Below are 18300 nucleotides of genomic sequence, written 5' to 3'. Positions count from 1 at the left end.
CGAGCCCCCCGATCCCCGTCCTCACAGCGTCCGCACGCCCACCTGCTCCCAGGCCTTCAGCACCGCCGTCAGCTCGTCGCCCTGCCCGTAGCGGTCCTTCGCGGCCTTCACCGTGAGCGTGGCGAAGTCGACGAAGAGGGCCTGCTTGCTCAGCTCGCCGCCGGTGAGGACGTCGTACCAGATCTGTCCGGCGCGCTCCCAGGCCTGGCCGCCGAGCGCGGTGGCCACGAGGTAGAACGCGTGGTTGGGGATGCCCGAGTTGATGTGGACACCGCCGTTGTCGCGGCCCGTGCGGACGTAGTCGTCCATGGTCGCCGGCTGCGGGTCCTTGCCGAGGACGTCGTCGTCGTACGCCGTGCCCGGGGCCTTCATCGAGCGCAGGGCGGTGCCCGTGACGCGTGGGGCGAGCAGGCCCGCGCCGATCAGCCAGTCCGCCTCGGCTGCGGTCTGGCCGAGCGTGTACTGCTTGATGAGGGCGCCGAAGACGTCCGACATGGACTCGTTGAGCGCGCCCGGCTGCCCGAAGTAGGTCAGGTTCGCCGTGTACTGCGTGACGCCGTGGCTCAGTTCGTGGCCGATGACGTCGATCGGGATGGTGAAGTCGAGGAAGATCTCGCCGTCGCCGTCGCCGAACACCATCTGCTCGCCGTTCCAGAAGGCGTTGTTGTAGTCGCGGTCGTAGTGCACGGTCGCGTCCAGCGGCAGCCCGTTGCCGTCGATCGAGTCGCGCGCGAAGGACTGCCAGAACAGCTCGTACGTGGCACCGAGGCCGGCGTACGCCCGGTTGACCGTGGCGTCCTTGCCGGGCTCGTCGCCCTCGCCGCGCACCTTCCTGCCGGGCAGGTCCGTGCCGTGGCGGGCGTCGTGGATCGTGCGGTGCGGCCGGCCCGTCTCGGCCCCGGCGGGCGCGGCGATGCTCGGGGCGCCGATGACCGTGGTCAGACGGCGGTGGGTGCGCTCGAAGGCGTCGCGCTCCAGGGTCCTGCGCGCGGCGTCGGCGAGTGCGGGGTCCTCGGCGCGGGTGAGCTTGTCGAGGACGTGGGGTGGTACGACGGTGCAGAAGACGGGCTCGTGGCCCCCGTTGGTCGTCATGTTCCGCACGATCGCACTCCGTTAGAGGTATGTCACTAGGGGCAACCATGATTGGTGAAATGTCGCCGTATGGGTTGCGAATCGTCACCGCCGTGTTACTGAGGGTCGAGGGCGGGGGTTCCGTTCGCGGGGGTTCTCGTCGCGGTTCCCCGCGCCCTGGAGGGGGGTCCGATGTGGCCTTGCGCACCTTTTGTCCGGATCGGTTCCTCGGTCCCGCATACTGATACGACCCCGCGCGGCAGGGAGGGCTCGGCTAGGCTGCTCCGCATCATGCGTTTCGGGCTGCTTCTCCTTAGCTGCCGCGGCGAGGGCCTGTAGTCGAGGCCGACCCCCTCCCCGCGGTGCTCTGGCGTTGCGTCGGCCGTCCTTTCCGGACCATCGAGGAGCCCACGCATCATGGCGAACCGCCAGCAGCCCACGTCCATGCCGATCCACAAGTACGGGCAGTACGAGCAGGTCGACATCCCCGGCCGCACGTGGCCGAACAACCGGATCACCGTCGCCCCCCGCTGGCTCTCCACCGATCTGCGCGACGGCAACCAGTCCCTGATCGACCCGATGTCGCCCGAGCGCAAGCGCCGGATGTTCGACCAGCTGGTCAAGATGGGCTACAAGGAGATCGAGGTCGGCTTCCCCGCCTCCGGCCAGACGGACTTCGACTTCGTACGGTCGATCATCGAGGAGCCGGGGGCCGTCCCGGACGACGTCACCATCTCCGTACTGACCCAGGCCCGCGAGGACCTGATCGAGCGGACCGTGGAGTCGCTGAAGGGCGCCAAGCGGGCGACCGTCCACCTGTACAACGCCACCGCGCCCGTCTTCCGGCGGGTCGTCTTCCGGGGCTCCAAGGACGAGATCAAGCAGATCGCCGTGGACGGTACGCGCCTGGTGATGGAGTACGCGGAGAAACTGCTGGGCCCCGAGACCGAGTTCGGCTACCAGTACAGCCCGGAGATCTTCACCGACACCGAGCTGGACTTCGCCCTGGAGGTCTGCGAGGCGGTGATGGACGTCTACCAGCCCGGTCCGGGCCGCGAGATCATCCTCAACCTGCCCGCCACGGTGGAGCGTTCGACCCCGTCGACGCACGCGGACCGCTTCGAGTGGATGAGCCGCAACATCTCCCGCCGCGAGCACGTCGTCATCTCCGTCCACCCGCACAACGACCGTGGTACGGCCGTCGCCGCCGCCGAACTGGCCCTGATGGCCGGCGCCGACCGCGTCGAGGGCTGTCTGTTCGGCCAGGGCGAGCGCACCGGCAACGTCGACCTGGTCACCCTGGGCATGAACCTGTTCTCGCAGGGCGTCGACCCGCAGATCGACTTCTCCGACATCGACGAGATCCGTCGCACGTGGGAGTACTGCAACCAGATGGAGGTCCACCCGCGCCACCCGTACGTGGGCGACCTGGTCTACACGTCCTTCTCCGGCTCCCACCAGGACGCCATCAAGAAGGGCTTCGACGCCATGGAGGCCGACGCCAAGGCCAAGGGCGTCACCGTCGACGACATCGAGTGGGCGGTCCCGTACCTGCCGATCGACCCCAAGGACGTCGGCCGTTCCTACGAGGCCGTCATCCGGGTCAACTCGCAGTCCGGCAAGGGCGGTGTCGCCTACGTCCTGAAGAACGACCACAAGCTGGACCTGCCGCGCCGGATGCAGATCGAGTTCTCGAAGCTCATCCAGGCCAAGACCGACGCCGAGGGCGGCGAGGTCACCGGCTCCGACATCTGGGCGGTCTTCCAGGACGAGTACCTGCCGAACCCCGAGAACCCCTGGGGCCGGGTCCAGGTCCGCAACAACCAGTCGACCACCGACAAGGACGGCGTGGACACGCTGACCGTGGAGGCCGTGGTGGACGGCACGGAGACCACTCTGGTGGGCACCGGCAACGGCCCGATCTCGGCGTTCTTCCACGCGCTGCAGGGCATCGGCATCGACGCGCGACTGCTGGACTACCAGGAGCACACGATGAGCGAGGGCGCCTCCGCGCAGGCCGCCTCGTACATCGAGGTCGCCATCGAGGACAAGGTCCTGTGGGGCATCGGTATCGACGCGAACACGACGCGTGCGTCGCTGAAGGCGGTCGTCTCCGCCGTCAACCGCGCGGCCCGCTGACCAGCCCGACCGGCGGTTCGAAAGCCCCGTTCGCCGGATTCCGGCGGGCGGGGCCCCGTCGTTTACCGGCCAAACCCTGTGCAGGTCGCGGGAAGGCCTCGTCCGGAGTACTGACTGCGCCTCACGGATGTGGCTAACATCACCAAGCGCGGCAATGTTGCCGAGGGGGCACTTCCCGCGCCCAAGGGGCCGTGTGGGGGAGTTACGGAGGTGCCACGTGCTGCCAGGACGGGACCCGATCGGCGATGCCGCCGCGCTCGCCGGCGTGGGGTGCACCAGCCGTGCCACCGGCCTGTCGCGGGTGATGGGGACGCGGATCGCGTGGACGGGCGTCGGTGACGGCGAGTTCTTCTGTCCGGGCTGCGGGGGCGACCGCAACTACCAGCGCCTCACCGGCCGCCGCCGCTTCACCTTCCTGGGCGTCCCGGTCCTGCCGCGCGGCGAGACGGGCCCCGTGGTGGAGTGCGCGGCCTGCCGCCACCACTACGCCATCGACGTCCTCGACCACCCGACCACCACCCGCTTCTCCGCGATGCTCCGCGACGCCGTCCACACGGTCGCCCTGGCGGTCCTCGCGGCCGACGGCAGCGGCTCCCGCGCCTCCCTGTCGGTGGCCGCCTCCGCCGTCCGCTCCGCCGGCTTCGACGACTGCACCGAGGACCAGCTCGCCGCCCTGGTCCAGGCACTGGCCGCCGACACCGGCCGCGTCCACGGCGAACCCTGCGGCCCCGGCCTCGCCATAGAGCTCCACGAGGCCCTCGACCCGCTCGCCCCCCACCTCGCCGCCACCGGCCGTGAGGCGATCCTCCTCCAGGGCGCCCGGATCGCCCTGGCGGACGGCCCCTACACCCCGGCCGAGCGGGACGCGCTCGCCACGGTCGGGGCGGCCCTGACGATCTGCTCGGACGACGTGACCCGTCTGCTGGCGGCGGCGCGCACGCCGTCGTAGCCGTCCGCGGCCCGCGCGGGCCTACAACAGCCCCGCGGCCGCCAGGTACTTGCCGATCCGCTCGACCTCCGCCTCCGACAGCGGGATCTGCGGTTCCGCCGTGGCCGGGCAGGCGATGACACCGCGCAGGTGGAGGGCCGCCTTGAAGGCGCCGAGCGCGGAGGAGCCGGCCCCCATGCGGGACGGGGCGCCGACGCCGGTCAGGCCGAAGAGGGCGCACAGGCGTTCCTGTTCGGCGCGGGCCCGGTCCCCGTCGCCGGCGCGGCAGAGGCGGTCGAGACGGACGTACCCGGCGGGGTCGACGTTCGCCAGCCCCGGCACCGCGCCGTGCGCGCCGAGGGCGAGGGCGGAGTCGACGAGCAGTTCGGAGCCGGTGAGGACGCTGAAGCCGCTCAGGGCGGGGTTCGCACGGGCGCCCGTGACGACCGCGCGGAAGGCGGCCAGGTCGCCGCTGGAGTCCTTGAGGCCGGCGATCGCCCCCTCCGCCGCCAGTTCCAGGACCACGTCGGCGGGCAGCTTGGTGTGCACGGCGGCCGGGATGTCGTAGGCGAGGACGGGGACGGGGGAACCGGCGGCGAGCAGCCGGAAGTGGCGGGCGATCTCCACCGGGTGGGTGCGGGCGTAGAAGGGGGCCGTGGCCACGACGGCCTCGGCCCCGGCGGCGGTCACGGCGCGGACGTGGTCCAGGACGCGGGGCGTGGTCATGTCGATCACCCCGGCGAGCACGGGCAGTTGACCGCCGACGTGCCCGACGACCGACTCCACGACCCGCCGCCGCTGCGCGTCCGTCAGATACGCCGCCTCCGACGACGAGCCGAGCACGAACAGCGCGTCCACACCGCCCGCCACCAGATGGTCCACGAGCCGCACGAGCGAGGGGACGTCCACCTCGCGGTCGGGTGTCAGGGGGGTGCAGACGGGCGGGACGACACCGGTCAGCGGGGCGGGGACGGTCATGGTCGGCTCCCTCGGTCCTCTACAGCGCGTGGGGAGTGCGACGCGGGCGCGGCCTCCGCCTGGGCGACCAGATCACGCGTCGACTCCTGCTCCTGCACAGGATGGTGGCAGCGGAAGCGGTGCCCGGGGGCCGACGCGGCCGAGAAGTCCGGCACGATCTGCGCGCACACCTCGTCCGCCTTCCAGCAGCGCGTACGGAACGGGCAGCCGCTCGGCGGCCGGGTGGCCGAGGGGACGGGGCCCGCCAGCGGGATCGGGTCGATCGGGGCGAGCAGCCCGGGGGTGGCCGAGAACAGCGCGCGGGTGTACGGGTGCCGGGCGCGCTCGGTGACCAGGGCCGCCGGGGTCTCCTCCACGATCCGGCCCAGATACATGGTGATCACACGGTCGCTCATCCTCCGTACCGTCTGGATGTCGTGCGAGACGAACACCAGCGCCAGGCCGAGGCGTTCTTTCAGGTCGAGCAGGAGGTTGAGGATCTGGGCGCGCACCGAGACGTCCAGTGCGCTCGTCGGCTCGTCCGCCACCACCAGCTCGGGGTCGAGCGCCAACGCCCGCGCGATCGCCACGCGTTGCCGCTGGCCCCCGGAGAGCCGGCCGGGCAGCGCGTCCGCGAGCGCCGGGGGCAGACCGACCAGGGACATCAACTCCCTTACCCGGTTCTCCCGTTCGGCCGGGGTGCCGTGCCGGTGGACGTCGAGCGGGTCGCGCAGGATCCGGCGGATCGTCAGTCGGCGGTTCAGGGCCGTCGAGGGATCCTGGAAGATCATGCCCGTGCCCCGGCCGACGGCCGTACGGCGCTCGGCCGGGGACATGGACCACAGGTCCCGGCCCCGGAAGGCGACCGATCCCGCCGTCGGCCGGTCCACGCCCACCAGCACCTTCGCCAGCGTCGACTTGCCGCACCCCGACTCGCCCACCACGCCCACGGTCTCACCGGGCGCGATCACCAGGTCGGCGCCGGTCAGCGCGTACACCCGGTCCCGGCCGAACACCCCGCCGCCGCGCGCCCGGTGGACGACATGGGCGCCGGAGACCTCCACGAGCGCGTTCACCGGGCCACCTCCGCGTCGTCCGGGAGATCCACCACCGGGTGGTGGCAGGCCGCCGTGTGCGTACGGGGGCCGCGCGGGGCCGGGGCCGTCGTCCGGCAGACCTCGCTCGCGCGGGGGCAGCGGTCGGCGAAGCGGCAGCCCGCCGGGAAGCCGGCGGGGGAGGGGACGACCCCCCTGATCTGGGTCATCCGCTCGGCCGCCGACTCCAGGGACAGCACACTGCCCAGCAGGCCGCGCGTGTAGGGGTGGGCGGGCCGCTCCACCAGGTCGGCCGTCACGCCCGTCTCGACGATCCGGCCGCCGTACATCACCGCCACCCGGTCGGTGACGTCCGCGACCAGGGCGAGGTCGTGGGAGACGAGGACCAGGGCGAAGCCCAGCTCCTCGCGCAGCCGCAGCAGCAGCGCGACGATCTGGGCCTGGACCGTCACGTCGAGGGCGGTCGTCGGCTCGTCGGCCACGATCAGGCTGGGGTCACGGGACAGGGCCATCGCGATGAGGACGCGCTGGCGCTGGCCGCCGGAGAGTTCGTGCGGGTAACTGGTGAGGGTGCGGCCGGGGTCGAGGCCCACCATGCGCAGCAGCTCGGGCGCGGGGCGCCGGCCGCCCCGGCGCACGACCTGACCCAGCTGGGCGCGGATCGTCATCGCCGGGTTCAGGGAGGACAGGGCGTCCTGGTAGATCATCGCCATCTCGTGGCCGAGCAGGCGGCGCCGCACGCGCATCGGCTCGCCCACCAGCTGCCGTCGGCCGAACCGGACCCGGCCGCGCACCCGGGCACCCTTCGGTTCCAGGCCCATCACCGTCAGCGCGGTCAGCGACTTGCCGCAGCCCGACTCGCCGACCAGGCCCAGGACCTCACCGGGGCGGACCTCGAAGCTGATGCCGTCGACGATGTCCACGCCCCGATGGCGGCCGTCGAAGCCGATCGCGAGGTCCTCCACGGACAGCACCGGCGGCCCCTCGGGCAGCGGGCGGGCCCGGGCCCGCAGCCGCTCGGCCGCCTCGGCCAGCCCGGGCAACTCGTCGGCCTCACCTCCGCCGCCCGGCACGGAGAACTCCCGCGGAGCCTCGGCCTCGCGCCGGCCCTCGGCCCCCCACCGGTCCTCTCCCTCCCGCGGCTCCCCCGGTTCCTCCTCCCGCGCGACCGGCGCCGCCCACGCGTCGGAGACGCCCTCGGAGAGGATGTTGAGGCAGAGGACCGTGAGCAGCATCAGCAGGCCGGGGAACACGGTCGCCCACCAGCCGCCGGTCAGCACCATGTTCTTGCCGTCGGCGATGACGCTGCCCCAGGACGGGTCCGGCGGCCGTACGCCCGCGCCGATGAAGGACAGCGACGCCTCGAAGACGACGGCCTCGGCGACCTGGACCGTGCAGAACACGAGCACCGGGGCGGCGCAGTTGACCGCCACGTGCCGGAGCACGATGTGCGGGGTGCGGGCCCCTATCACCCGCTCGGCGGTCACGTAGTCCTCGCCGTACTGGTCCAGGACGTTGGCCCGGACCACCCTGGCGACCGGCGGGGTGAACAGGAAGGCGATCGCGCAGATCAGGACGGTGATCCCACCGCCGAAGACGGCCACGAGCACGGCGGCGAGCGCGATGCCGGGGAACGCCATGACGACGTCCAGGCACCGCATCAGCGCCTCGTCGACCGCCTTGCGCGAGGTCGCGGCGACGGCGCCGACGACCGCCCCCACGACCAGGGCCAGCGCGGTGGCGCCGAGCCCGATCGCCAGCGACCAGCGTGCCCCGTACATCAGCCGGCTCAGGATGTCCCGGCCGAGGCTGTCCTGCCCCATCCAGTGGTCGGCCGAGGGCGCTCCGGTGCCGCCCGTCAGGGCCCGCTGGTCCAGCGGGTCGTGCGGGGCGAGGAGGGGGGCGAGGAGTGCGGTGAGGACCACGACCGCCAGGAAGCAGACCGCGATCCGGGAGAGCGGCGGCAGCCGCCGCCAGGAGCGCGTCCGCACGCCGGGCCGGGACAGGGCGTCCGTCAGGCGTTTGCGCGTGGTCACGATCAGGCCGAACATCGGCATCCCTCTGTCGTCGTCACGTCGCGTCCCTGAGCCGCGGGTTCACCAGCAGATGGAGGACGTCGATGACGAGGTTCACGACCACGAAGCCCGCGGCCGTGGTCAGTACGACACCTTGGACGACCGCCGGATCGCCGTTCTTCACGGCGTCGATCATCAGCTTGCCCATCCCGGGGAGGGAGAAGATCGTCTCGATGACGACCGCGCCGCCGAGCAGATAGCCGACGCGCAGCCCGAGCACGGTCAGGGGGTTGATCAGCGCGTTCCGGAGCACGTTCCGGCCCACCACGACCCGGGGTGGCAGTCCGCTCCCGATCGCCGTCCGTACGTAGTCCTTGTCCAGCTCCTCCACCATCGCCGTCCGCACGATCCGGGTGAGCTGCGCCGCCACCGGCAGCGACAGTGCGAACGCCGGCAGTGTCATCGTCCGCAGCCAGCCGGTGAAGGAGTCCGCCGGATTGACGTACCCGCCGGTCGGGAACCAGCCGAGGTCCACCGCCAGGTACTGGATCATCAGCAGCGCCAGCCAGAATCCCGGCGCCGCGACCCCGGTCAGCGACACCACCCGGATGATCTGGTCCGGCAGCCGGTCCCGGTGGATCGCCGCGGTGACCCCGCCGAGCAGGGCCAGTACGACCGCGATGCCGAGCCCCAGGAAGGTCAGCTGGAGGGTGAGCGGCAGCGCGGTCATGACCTGATCGACGACGGGCGCCCGGGTGAGCGCGCTGATCCCCATGTCCCCGTGCAGCAGATCGCCGACGAAGCCGACGTAGCGCACGGGCAGGGGGTCCAGCAGACCGTTGTCCTCCCGGAACTCGCGCAGCTGCTCCGGTGTGGGGTTCGCCCCCTGGAAGAACGCGGACGCCGGATCGACGTCCGAGAACCTCATGACGACGAACACGAACAGCACGATTCCGAGCAGCAGCGGAACGAGCAGAGCGATCCGCCGCAGCAGAACGCGCAGGACGGCGACCACGCTAGACCCACTTGGCCTGGAGCAGGTTGATCCCCGGATAGGGCTGTGCCCTTATCCCCGACAGCCGCTTCGGATTCCACGCCGTCATCAGCTCGTTGTGCACGACCGGATAGAGCACGGCCTGCTCGGCGACGATGTCGATGTAGTCCTGGATCATCGCCTTCTTCTTCTCGGCGTCCGGTTCCCGGGTCGCCCGGTCCATGTCCCGGAACAGCTTCCTGGCCACGGCATGGTCGGCCCACCGCGCGTACCGCATCCACAGGTTCTGCGGCCCGTAGTTGTAGTGCATGATCAGATCCGCGTCGAGCCCGAACTGGTTGGGATTGGAGGCGGCGGCGACCACCTGGTAGTCCCGCCCCTGGTCCAGCTTCGTGAAGACGGCGGTGGTCTCCTGCGGCGACAGCGTCGTCCCGACCCCGATCGCGTCCCAGGAGGCCTTGACCGTCGGCAGACAGTCCACGATCCAGCTGACGTTCACCGCGAGGATCTCGATCCGCAGGTTCTTCACCCCGGCCTCCGCCAGCAGCGCCTTCGCCCGGTCGGGGTCGTACGCGTACACGTTCTTCGCCGGCCGGTAGCTCGGGTTCTGTTCGTTCAGGAAGGAGCTCGCCGCCCTTCCGTGGCCCTTCAGCGCGACCTCGATCATCTTGTCGCGGTCGATCGCGTAGTGCAGCGCCTGCCGCACGCGCACGTCGTCGAAGGGCTTGCGCCGGGTGTCGAACAGCAGGAAGAGGTTGTTCATCCCGGAGCCGCCCTGGACGGACATGCCGCCCTTCTCCAGCTGCCCGATGTTGGCGTACGGGATGTTGTCGGCGATCTGCGCGCCCGCGCTCGCGCCGGAGATCTTCGCGACGCGCGGGGCCGCGTCCACGATGGTCAGCCAGTTCATCTTCCTGAAGGCCGCCGGGCGGGGCCCGTTGTAGTCGGCGTACGCCTCGAAGGTGGTGTTGGACTTCGGGTGGTGCGCGGTCTGCCGGTACGGCCCCGAACCGATCGCCTTGCCCCTGATGGCGTCCTCCCAGGCACCGGGCCGGGAGTAGACGTGCTTCGGCATGATCTTCGCCAGCGTCAGCCGGGAGACCCCGTCGGGGAAGGGGAACTTGAGCACCAGCTCGACGTTGCGCGCGTCGATCTTCCGGACCTCCTTCAGCCAGCTCGCGAAGAAGCCCTTGGCGAGTGTCTGGGTGCCGGGGTCGAGGATGCGCTCGTACACGAAGACGACGTCGTCGGCGGTGACCGGCCGGCCGTCGTGGAAGGTGGCGCCGGGCCGCAGCTCGAACGTCCAGGACGTGGCGCCGGTGTCGGTCGGCACCGCCGTGGCGAGCGCCGGGTACGGCTCGCGCGAGAGGGGGTCCGTGTCGAGGAGCCCCTCGTAGATGTGGTTGTTCGCGGCCATGCAGAAGGCCGACGCGGTCTGTGTCGGGTCCCAGCTGCCGTCGTTGCCGTAGCCGATGACGGCGGTCAGGGTGCCGTTCCCGCCGCTCCCACCGTCACCGGTGTCGTTGGTGGACTCCGGCCCGGCCGAACAGGCGGCCAGCGACGAGGAGACGGCGGCCGCCGCGCCCAGCGCGCCGGAGTACTTCAGGAGCGCCCGGCGGGTCGGCGCCGGGGCGTCACGGATCACGTCGCGCACAAGTCCTCCAGGGCGGGAGATACGACGTCCTACGTCCTACAGGGGGCAGCGTGACCTTAGGAGCACCCGCAGGGGCGGTCAAGCGATCGCACACGAATGGCGTACGTGCCAGAGGTGCGACCAATGACGGATCAACGCCGCTATGAAATAAGGACTGTTGAGGGGCCGTCAGGGGGAGGTGTCCCATGGTCGCCACTGGACGTTAACCTGGCGTTCCCCTGGTCAGTCCACGTGGTTTCCGTCCGGAGGTGGGACGTCGGATGTCCGGCGAGCGTACGATGCGGCGCATGTCTCAGGAGAGCGGGGGCCGGCGCCGGCCCGAGCGGCGGGTGAGCAGCCAGATCCAGCACGAGGTCATGCAGCTCATCCTCGACCAGGGGCTCCGGGCGGGCGCGCCGCTGCCCACCGAGACGGAGCTGATGGAGAACCTCGGCGTCAGCCGCAACTCCGTCCGGGAGGCCCTGAAAGCCCTGCAGGCCCTCGACATAGTCGACATCCGGCACGGCTACGGCACCTATGTCGGCGAGGCCTCCCTCACCCCCCTGATCGACGGCCTCACCTTCCGCGCCCTCGCCCGGCCCGACGGCGACACCGCCGCGCTCGCCGAGATCCTCCAGATCCGCGAGATCCTGGAGGACGGCCTCGTACGCCGGGTGGCGGGCACCCTCACGCGGGACGAACTGGACGCCCTCGCGGCCGTGGTGGACCGGATGGAGGAGGCCGGGAAGGCGGGCGGGTCCGTGGCCGAACTCGACCGCGACTTCCACGAACTCCTCTACGCCTCCCTCGGCAACACGCTCGTCCCCCAGCTCCTCGGCGCCTTCTGGACCGTCTTCCTGCGCGTCGCCGGCGCCCGCGGCTGGACCGACGACCCCACCCCCGAGCTGACCATCCGCCGACACCGCGACATCGTGGCCGCCCTGCGCGCCCATGACGTCGAGGGCGCGCGCCGGGCGATGGCCGACCACTTCAGGGGCATCGAGACCAGGGCCGCGCAGGCGTCGCGGGGGGTGGGCTAGGGCCATGGCGGAGCCGATCGAGCCCTGGGACCCGGCCGGCCCCGGTGTGCTGCGGCTGCCCTCGGGGCGGCTGGTGCGCGGCCGGGGGCTGCGCCGTCCGCTCCCGGACGGCAGCGTGCCCACCTACGCCGTGTACTGCCTCGGCGAGGAGCCGCCCGAGGTCCCCTGGGCGGCCCGCTGGCTGCGTTGGCCCGACTTCCGGCTGCCCGCCGACCGGGCGGAGGCGGCACGGGTGCTGCGCGACGTCTGGGACCGGGCGGCCGCCGAGCGGGTCGAGGTGGCGTGCGGCGGCGGCCGGGGCCGCACCGGCACGGCGCTGGCCGCGCTCGCGGTGCTGGACGGCGTACCGCCGGGCGAGGCCGTGGCGTACGTGCGCCGGCACTACGACCGGCACGCGGTGGAGACCCCCTGGCAGCGGCGGTACGTACGGCGGTTCGGGGCCTGACCGGGCGCGGCGGGCAGCACCACGGCGCCCCCGCCGCCCCTGCCCGTCCCATCCGCGCGGTGCTGCCCCCGACCCCCGCTACGGGGTTCGCCGCCGGGGCGGCGACGGGAGACGGGGTGCGGCCCTCAGGGATGGGACGGGTAGGGACGGCGGGGACGGGGGGACGGCAGAGCCCGGCACGGGCCGGCGGGCTAGGCGCCGGTCCTCGCGGGTCCGTACAGCGCGTTCGAGGCGCCCGTCATCAGCGCCCAGTACCGGTCCCCGTACGACCAGTGCCACCACTCGGTGGGGTAGTTCACCAGCCCTGCCGTGGTGAGGGCCGCGCTCAGGGTGCGGCGGTTGCCGCGGGCGGTGTCGGAGATGTTCGGCGCGTCGGTGTAGCAGGCGTCGTCGCTCTCCTCGGGGCTCGCGTCGAGACGGGTGCCCATGTCGAGTTCCTCCCCGGCGGCGGTGCACAGGGTGAGGTCGACCGCGGCGCCCGCGACATGCGGCCCGATCTCCGGCGGCGAGAGGGAACGGCTGGTCTGGACGTGGAGGTGCTCCTCGGTCCAGTCCGGGTGGGCGAGCCGCAGTTCGGCGGCGTACGCCTCGAAGTACTCGATCTGCAGGGCGAGCGGCCGGTACCCCTCGGTCACCAGCAGCCGCAGCCCGTCGGGAAGCAGCCGGGCGGCGCGGGCGAGGCGCCAGGCGACGCCCTCGCGCAGGTGCGCGTACGACCCGTCGGGGTCGGCCTGGCGGGAGTCGACCACCACGAAGGGCAGCTCCCTCAGGTCGACGAGGGGCTCACCGCACTCCTGGACCGGGACACCGGCGACCTCGGGGTCGCTCATGAGGATGATCGAAGCCATGGATCGTCTTCCACCGGGCGGGAGGGGTGCGGCGGCGGGGTGTGTGGCAGCACCCCGGGGAGGGACCTGATCCCCTGATGTCCCTCCCCGGGGGCTTCCCCCCTTGAGTGGTGGTCTGCGGTCTGGAGCCGGGTGTTCCCCCAGTCCGTCCTGCTGTTCCGAACCCACTGTTGTCACGTTCCCACCGGTCCGTCCCCTGTGCGCTCCGGTGGGCCGACCGGCCGGGCGGTGGTCGCCCGGCCGATCCGTTGTTCCCCCGAGGACACCGAGAATGGCGCACTCCGCTGCAAGTTCTCTGCAAGTCGGCCGCAAGCGGGTTTCGGCCTGGCCGAGGGTCGCGAACGCGCCGGACACGCGCGGAGCACCCGAGCCCCCGGAGCACCCCGAGGACCCGGATCGGGCGGATCACACCCACGGCCACGGCTCGTGGCGTTCGCGGGCCTCGCAGGCGTCGAACACCGTCATGGCCTCGGCCCGCAGCGCCTCGGCGCCCTCCTTGTCGCCGAGCGCGGCCCGTACGACGGACAGGTTGCGCAGGGCGCGGGCCCGGGGGAGGGGCAGCGCGAGCACGCCCCAGAGGGCGGCGGACGCGGTCAGCAGCCCCTCCGCGTCCGTCAGCCGCCCGTCGGCCAGCGCGCACTCGCCGAGCGTGCGCAGCGTCAGGGCCTCGCCGAAACGGTCCTCGTGGACCCGGCAGACCTCCACGATCTCGCGCAGCTCCGCCTCCGCCTCCCGCACGTGCCCCAGCCGCAGCCGCGCCTTGGCCCGGGCCCGCAGGGCGTACGCCGCCATGTGCGGGTCGCCGATCTCGCGCAGGATCTCCAGCGCCCGCTCGGCCACGCGCGCGGCCTCCTCGTACGCGCCGAGCGAGCGGTGCACCAGGCTGAGCGTGCGCAGCGCCAGTGCCTCGCCGCGCCGGCTGCCGAGCCGCCGGTACGCCCGCAGCGACTCGTCGAGCAGCGGGAACGCGCCCTCCTGGTCGCCGAGTTCAAGGCGTACGGAACCCCCGTACCGGCAGGCGACCCCGACCCCGGTGTCGTCGCCGATCCGCCGGAAGCCCTCGGCCGCGTCGGTCAACGCCCGTTCCGCCTCCCGCAGTTCACCGACCTCGCGGCAGGCGCTGCCGAGGCCCGCGAGGGCGGCGGACCGGCCGCGTACGTCGCCCAGTTCGGTGCAGACGCGCTCCGCGGTGCGGAAGTACTCCTGGGACTCGGCGATGCGGTCCTGTTCGTAGCGGAGCTGTCCCAGGCCGATGATCAGCAGGGCCTCGCCCGAGCGGTCCTCGGCGCGGCGGGCCGCGGCGAGGGCGGCGTCGTGGCTGCGCCACCAGGCGTCGAAGCGGTTCTTGATGGCGAACGAGGAGGAGCACAGGGCCGCCGCCGCTTCACAGGCGAGGGTGTGCAGGCCCAGCGCCGCCGCGCGCTCGACCGCGTTGGTGAGGGTGTCGGCCTCCGCGTCGAACCAGGCGAAGGGGTCTTCCAGGGCTCGGCGGGTGGTCCGTTCGCCCACCGGGGTGGGGGCGCTCGTCGGTTCGCGGCTTCCGGTCCGCTGCGGTTGCCCGCGCCCGCGCGGCGGAGCCGTATGTGTCACGGCCCCGCGCCCCTTCGGGGCGAAGCCCTGTCGCAGAGTCACCGCGCCCGAAGGGGACTTCTCCGTCACCCGGTCCATCAGCCACAGGCCCGCGCCGAGCGCCCTCCCCACCGCCGCCGTGCGGTCGTCCACGGGGTCCTCGGTCTCCGCGCGTTCGGCCGCGTAGACGCGGACCAGGTCGTGCAGGCGGTAGCGGGGCTGGCCGACCTGGTCGGTGCCGGGGCAGTTGATCAGCTGGGCGTCCAGGAGGCGTTCGAGGACCTCCTCCGCCCGGTCCTCGGACATGCCGGAGAGCGCGGCCACCGTCCACACGGCGACGTCCGCCGAACCGAGGGTGGCGATGCGGCGCAGGACCCGGCGGGCGCACTCGTCGAGCGCCCGGTAGCTGAGGCCGAGACCGGCCCGTACCTCCAGGTCGCCCACGGACAGCTCGTCCAGGCGGCGGTGCTCGTCGGCGAGGCGCTCGGCGAGCACGCTGGGCGTCCAGTGGCGCCGGGTCGCCAGGCGGGCCCCCGCGATCCGCAGGGCCAGCGGCAGCCCGCCGCACAGCTCGACGATGCGCCGCGCCGCGGCCTGTTCACGCGGGTCGTCCGGGGTGCGTTCCCGGCCGGTGACCCGGGTGAGCAGTTCCAGGCCGCGCGCGTCGTCCAGGACGTCCAGGTCGGTGCGCCGAGCGCCGACGAGCCCCCCGAGCCGGGCCCGTGAGGTCACCAGGACCCCGCAGGTGGCGCTGCCCGGCAGCAGCGGCCGTACCTGGGCCTCGCCGTTCGCGTCGTCCAGGACCAGCAGGATCCGCCGCCCGGCGACGAGGCTGCGGAACAGGTCGCCGCGCTCGGCGATGTCCTCGGGCGGGTCCGCGCCGAGCGCCCGCAGCAGCCGGCCCAGCACCTCGGCGGGCGGTACGGGCTCGCTGAAGCCGTGCAGTTCGGCGTAGAGCTGCCCGTCGGGGTAGGCGTCCGCCACCCGGTGCGCGGCCTGCACGGCGAGCGCCGACTTGCCGACGCCGGCGGCCCCCGACACCACGACGACCGGCATCGCCTCCCGCGCGCCCCGCAACGCCCCGACGACTCCCGCCAGTTCCTCCTCCCGGCCGGTGAAGTCCCCGATGGCGGGCGGCAGGAGCGACACCGGCCGGGGGGGGGCGGCGGGCCGCGGGGCGGCGGGGGCCGTCGTGGCGGTGAGCAGGGCCGGGTCGGCCCGCAGGATGGCCTCGTACAGCCTGGTCAGCTCCGGGCCCGGGTCGAGCCCCAGTTCCTCGGCGAGCGCGGCCCGGCCCTCCGCGTGGACGGCCAGCGCGTCCGCCTGCCGGCCCAGCCGGTACAGCCCCAGCATCAGCTGGCCGCGCGGCCGCTCCCGGGTCGGACGGGCCTCGACCAGCGAGGTCAGCTCCGTGACCAGCTCCGCCTCGTGCCCGCCGGTCTCCAGCTCGGCGGCGATCCGTTCCTCCAGGGCCGCCTGCCGGGCCTCCTCCAGCCGTCCGGCCTCACCGCGCAGCGCGTCCCCGACGCCGCCGAGCGCGGGGCCGTGCCACAGCTCCAGCGCCTGTCGCAGCAGCCGGGCCGCCGCCGCGTGGTCCCCGTCGGCGGCGGCCCGCCGCGCGTCCGCCGTGTAGGCCTCGAACTCCGCCAGATCGACCCGCCCGACCCCGGGCCGCATCACGTATCCCGGGGGCCGGGTCTCGATCGCCTCCGCCGCCTCGGGCGGCAGGGCCCGGCGCAGCGCCGACACATACGTCTGCACCAGCGCCCGCGCGGTGTCCGGGGGCTCGTCCCCCCAGATCACGTCCACCAGCGCGTCCGCGGGCACCACCTGCCCGGCCCTCAGCAGCAGTACGGCCAGCAGCGCGCGCGGCTTCGGCCCGCCCAGCCGCAGGGGTCTGTCACCGTGCCATGCCTCGACCGGGCCGAGCAGTCGGAATTCCAGCTCCACGGGTCCCCATCTTCCGTACTTTCGGACCGCCGGGACAGCGGTTGCTCACGCGGTGTTCGACGCTCATGTACGCCGAGTGGTTTCCCATGACACGTGATGCGTCGGCGAGTTGTCGGAAAACGGGGGAACCAAAGGGAATCTTAGGTGGACAACGCGGAGATTCCCCTCGTATGTGAGGACCACCTGTGACGATGCTGTGAGGACCGCGTCCGGCCTCGTCCCTGGTCTTCCAGGTCCGTCGGCCCCGACCCAACGCTTTCGCGCCACCCCGTAGTTGTACGGGACAGACTCCCGCCGAGTTTAGGCACCAGGGGTAACCGGAGGGATGCGAAGAGTGAAATCCGACGGTGTGGGGGAGCACCGTGAAGGCGGTGGGAGAAGGCCCGGCGGGCGGAACTCGGCGGGCGTGTCGAAGAGGCGGAGGATGCGGTGGAGGAATTGCGGCGGGCAGCCGGAAAGACAGGAATTGTTCTGTTGGTACCGGGTATTTCGGCGGCGGCCCTGCGGTGAGCGGACACGGGAAGAAGCCGGCGGTCGGCACCTACGCGGTCGACACCCGCACGGGCAGGGTCGGCCGGGTCATGGGCCACGAGGGCCCCTACGTCCAGCTGCGGCCGGTCGGCGGCGGAAGGGAGTGGGACTGCGCCCCCGACGCCGTCCGGGCCGCCACGACCATAGAACGGCTGCGCGCGGCGACCGCGTACGAGAACGCCCGCAGTCGGGGCGAGGTCCCTTGAAGGGGTGGCCGTAGGTGAGAATGGGCGGCATGAGTCCGTTCCGCGACGACCCCGTCGTCCCGCGCACCCGGAAGCCGGGTGCGGCGGAGCGGATCGTGCTGCTGTCTTGCGGGGGGCGGCCCCCGTGCCCCCGGCGGGGGATCTGCGGGGGTGGGCGATGAGTCTGTTCCGTGACGACGGGGTCGTGCTGCGTACCCAGAAGCTCGGTGAGGCGGACCGGATCATCACGTTGCTCACCCGGGGGCATGGGCGGGTGCGGGCGGTGGCCCGGGGAGTGCGGCGGACCAAGTCGAAGTTCGGGGCGCGGCTCGAACCCTTCTCGCACGTGGACGTGCAGTTCTTCGCGCGGGGCAGCGAGCTGATCGGACGCGGGCTGCCCCTGTGCACCCAGAGCGAGACCATCGCCCCCTACGGCGGCGGCATCGTCAGCGACTACGCCCGCTACACCGCCGGGACGGCCATGCTGGAGACGGCCGAACGGTTCACGGACCACGAGGGCGAGCCCGCCGTGCAGCAGTACCTGCTGCTCGTCGGCGGGCTGCGCACCCTCGCCCGCGGCGAGCACGCGCCGCACCTCGTCCTCGACGCCTTCCTCCTGCGCTCGCTCGCCGTCAACGGCTACGCCCCCAGCTTCGGCGACTGCGCCAAGTGCGGCATGCCCGGCCCGAACCGCTTCTTCTCCGTCGCCGCCGGGGGGTCGGTCTGCGTGGACTGCCGGATGCCCGGCAGCGTCGTACCCTCACCGCAGACACTGCGGCTGCTCGCCGCGCTGCTCACGGGAGACTGGGAGACCGCGGACGCGAGCGAGCCGCGGCACGTGCGGGAGGGCAGCGGGCTGGTGTCCGCCTATCTGCACTGGCACCTGGAGCGCGGCCTGCGCTCCCTGCGGTACGTGGAGAAGTCGTAGGCGGCACGCGGC

General features: G+C 72.7%; 14 protein-coding genes. 6 read left to right on the top strand and 8 right to left on the bottom strand.

Annotated features, from left to right (window positions below; genetic code table 11):
• Positions 1 to 21: 21 nt before the first annotated feature.
• Positions 22 to 1092 (bottom strand): M4 family metallopeptidase, encoded by a 1071-nt coding sequence (locus STRBO_RS0132485; RefSeq protein ID WP_028796966.1) that lies wholly within the window; start codon positions 1090 to 1092, stop codon positions 22 to 24.
• A 396-nt stretch (positions 1093 to 1488) separates the two neighbouring features.
• On the opposite strand from STRBO_RS0132485, the gene leuA reads away from it, so the two are divergent.
• Together leuA and STRBO_RS0132475 are read left to right on the top strand one after the other, a co-directional pair.
• The gene (leuA, locus tag STRBO_RS0132480) at positions 1489 to 3210 is read left to right on the top strand and encodes a 2-isopropylmalate synthase (RefSeq protein ID WP_020115422.1); all 1722 of its coding nucleotides are present in this window, start codon (positions 1489 to 1491) and stop codon (positions 3208 to 3210) included.
• Positions 3211 to 3427: 217 nt separating this feature from the next.
• Positions 3428 to 4159, top strand: a complete 732-nt coding sequence (locus tag STRBO_RS0132475) for a TerB family tellurite resistance protein (protein ID WP_005479201.1) — start codon at positions 3428 to 3430, stop codon at positions 4157 to 4159.
• Positions 4160 to 4180: 21 nt separating this feature from the next.
• Here the strand turns inward: STRBO_RS0132475 and STRBO_RS0132470 are convergent, their stop codons facing one another.
• The 5 genes from STRBO_RS0132470 to STRBO_RS0132450 are packed head-to-tail and all read right to left on the bottom strand — an operon-like array spanning position 4181 to position 10813.
• Positions 4181 to 5116, bottom strand: a complete 936-nt coding sequence (locus tag STRBO_RS0132470; protein ID WP_005479199.1) for a dihydrodipicolinate synthase family protein — start codon at positions 5114 to 5116, stop codon at positions 4181 to 4183.
• Entirely contained in the window at positions 5113 to 6171 is a 1059-nt protein-coding gene (locus STRBO_RS0132465) for an oligopeptide/dipeptide ABC transporter ATP-binding protein (protein WP_005479197.1), read from the bottom strand. Before STRBO_RS0132465 ends, STRBO_RS0132470 begins: the two co-directional genes overlap by 4 nt.
• Positions 6168 to 8207, bottom strand: a complete 2040-nt coding sequence (locus STRBO_RS0132460; RefSeq protein ID WP_005479196.1) for a dipeptide/oligopeptide/nickel ABC transporter permease/ATP-binding protein — start codon at positions 8205 to 8207, stop codon at positions 6168 to 6170. The genes STRBO_RS0132465 and STRBO_RS0132460 overlap by 4 nt, the downstream gene beginning before the upstream one ends.
• Before the next feature lie 13 nt (positions 8208 to 8220).
• Positions 8221 to 9180 carry an ABC transporter permease gene (locus STRBO_RS0132455; RefSeq protein ID WP_005479195.1) on the bottom strand — a complete coding sequence of 320 codons (960 nt, stop codon included), beginning with the start codon at positions 9178 to 9180 and terminating at the stop codon, positions 8221 to 8223.
• A 1-nt stretch (position 9181) separates the two neighbouring features.
• Positions 9182 to 10813 (bottom strand): ABC transporter substrate-binding protein, encoded by a 1632-nt coding sequence (locus STRBO_RS0132450; protein WP_005479194.1) that lies wholly within the window; start codon positions 10811 to 10813, stop codon positions 9182 to 9184.
• A gap of 278 nt (positions 10814 to 11091) precedes the next feature.
• On the opposite strand from STRBO_RS0132450, the gene STRBO_RS0132445 reads away from it, so the two are divergent.
• Together STRBO_RS0132445 and STRBO_RS0132440 are read left to right on the top strand one after the other, a co-directional pair.
• The gene (locus STRBO_RS0132445) at positions 11092 to 11832 is read left to right on the top strand and encodes a FadR/GntR family transcriptional regulator (RefSeq protein WP_202498986.1); all 741 of its coding nucleotides are present in this window, start codon (positions 11092 to 11094) and stop codon (positions 11830 to 11832) included.
• 4 nt (positions 11833 to 11836) lie between these two features.
• Positions 11837 to 12277 (top strand): protein-tyrosine phosphatase family protein, encoded by a 441-nt coding sequence (locus tag STRBO_RS0132440; RefSeq protein WP_005479192.1) that lies wholly within the window; start codon positions 11837 to 11839, stop codon positions 12275 to 12277.
• 191 nt (positions 12278 to 12468) lie between these two features.
• Here the strand turns inward: STRBO_RS0132440 and STRBO_RS0132435 are convergent, their stop codons facing one another.
• Complete coding sequence (locus STRBO_RS0132435; RefSeq protein WP_005479191.1) at positions 12469 to 13125, bottom strand: M15 family metallopeptidase; 657 nt, start codon at positions 13123 to 13125, stop codon at positions 12469 to 12471.
• A 405-nt stretch (positions 13126 to 13530) separates the two neighbouring features.
• A complete protein-coding gene (locus tag STRBO_RS0132430) occupies positions 13531 to 16644 on the bottom strand; it encodes an AfsR/SARP family transcriptional regulator (RefSeq protein ID WP_020115420.1) in 3114 nt (1037 codons plus the stop codon).
• A gap of 506 nt (positions 16645 to 17150) precedes the next feature.
• On the opposite strand from STRBO_RS0132430, the gene STRBO_RS0132425 reads away from it, so the two are divergent.
• The gene (locus tag STRBO_RS0132425) at positions 17151 to 17381 is read left to right on the top strand and encodes a hypothetical protein (protein ID WP_005479188.1); all 231 of its coding nucleotides are present in this window, start codon (positions 17151 to 17153) and stop codon (positions 17379 to 17381) included.
• Positions 17382 to 17538: 157 nt separating this feature from the next.
• The gene (gene recO / locus STRBO_RS0132420) at positions 17539 to 18288 is read left to right on the top strand and encodes a DNA repair protein RecO (protein WP_005479186.1); all 750 of its coding nucleotides are present in this window, start codon (positions 17539 to 17541) and stop codon (positions 18286 to 18288) included.
• Positions 18289 to 18300: the final 12 nt, after the last annotated feature.

It is taken from the genome of Streptomyces bottropensis ATCC 25435 (genome assembly GCF_000383595.1).
Taxonomy (GTDB): Bacteria; Actinomycetota; Actinomycetes; order Streptomycetales; family Streptomycetaceae; genus Streptomyces; species Streptomyces bottropensis.
This window is presented reverse-complemented; position numbering and strand designations above follow the sequence as displayed.

What these genes read in the sequence shown, in the direction of transcription:
- STRBO_RS0132440 (WP_005479192.1), top strand. Translation starts at nt 11,837, where the DNA reads ATGGCGGAGCCGATCGAGCCCTGGGACCCGGCCGGCCCCGGTGTGCTG.
- leuA (WP_020115422.1), top strand. Translation starts at nt 1,489, where the DNA reads ATGGCGAACCGCCAGCAGCCCACGTCCATGCCGATCCACAAGTACGGG.
- STRBO_RS0132485 (WP_028796966.1), bottom strand. Translation starts at nt 1,092, where the DNA reads ATGACGACCAACGGGGGCCACGAGCCCGTCTTCTGCACCGTCGTACCA.
- STRBO_RS0132470 (WP_005479199.1), bottom strand. Translation starts at nt 5,116, where the DNA reads ATGACCGTCCCCGCCCCGCTGACCGGTGTCGTCCCGCCCGTCTGCACC.
- STRBO_RS0132460 (WP_005479196.1), bottom strand. Translation starts at nt 8,207, where the DNA reads ATGCCGATGTTCGGCCTGATCGTGACCACGCGCAAACGCCTGACGGAC.
- recO (WP_005479186.1), top strand. Translation starts at nt 17,539, where the DNA reads ATGAGTCTGTTCCGTGACGACGGGGTCGTGCTGCGTACCCAGAAGCTC.
- STRBO_RS0132445 (WP_202498986.1), top strand. Translation starts at nt 11,092, where the DNA reads ATGCGGCGCATGTCTCAGGAGAGCGGGGGCCGGCGCCGGCCCGAGCGG.
- STRBO_RS0132435 (WP_005479191.1), bottom strand. Translation starts at nt 13,125, where the DNA reads ATGGCTTCGATCATCCTCATGAGCGACCCCGAGGTCGCCGGTGTCCCG.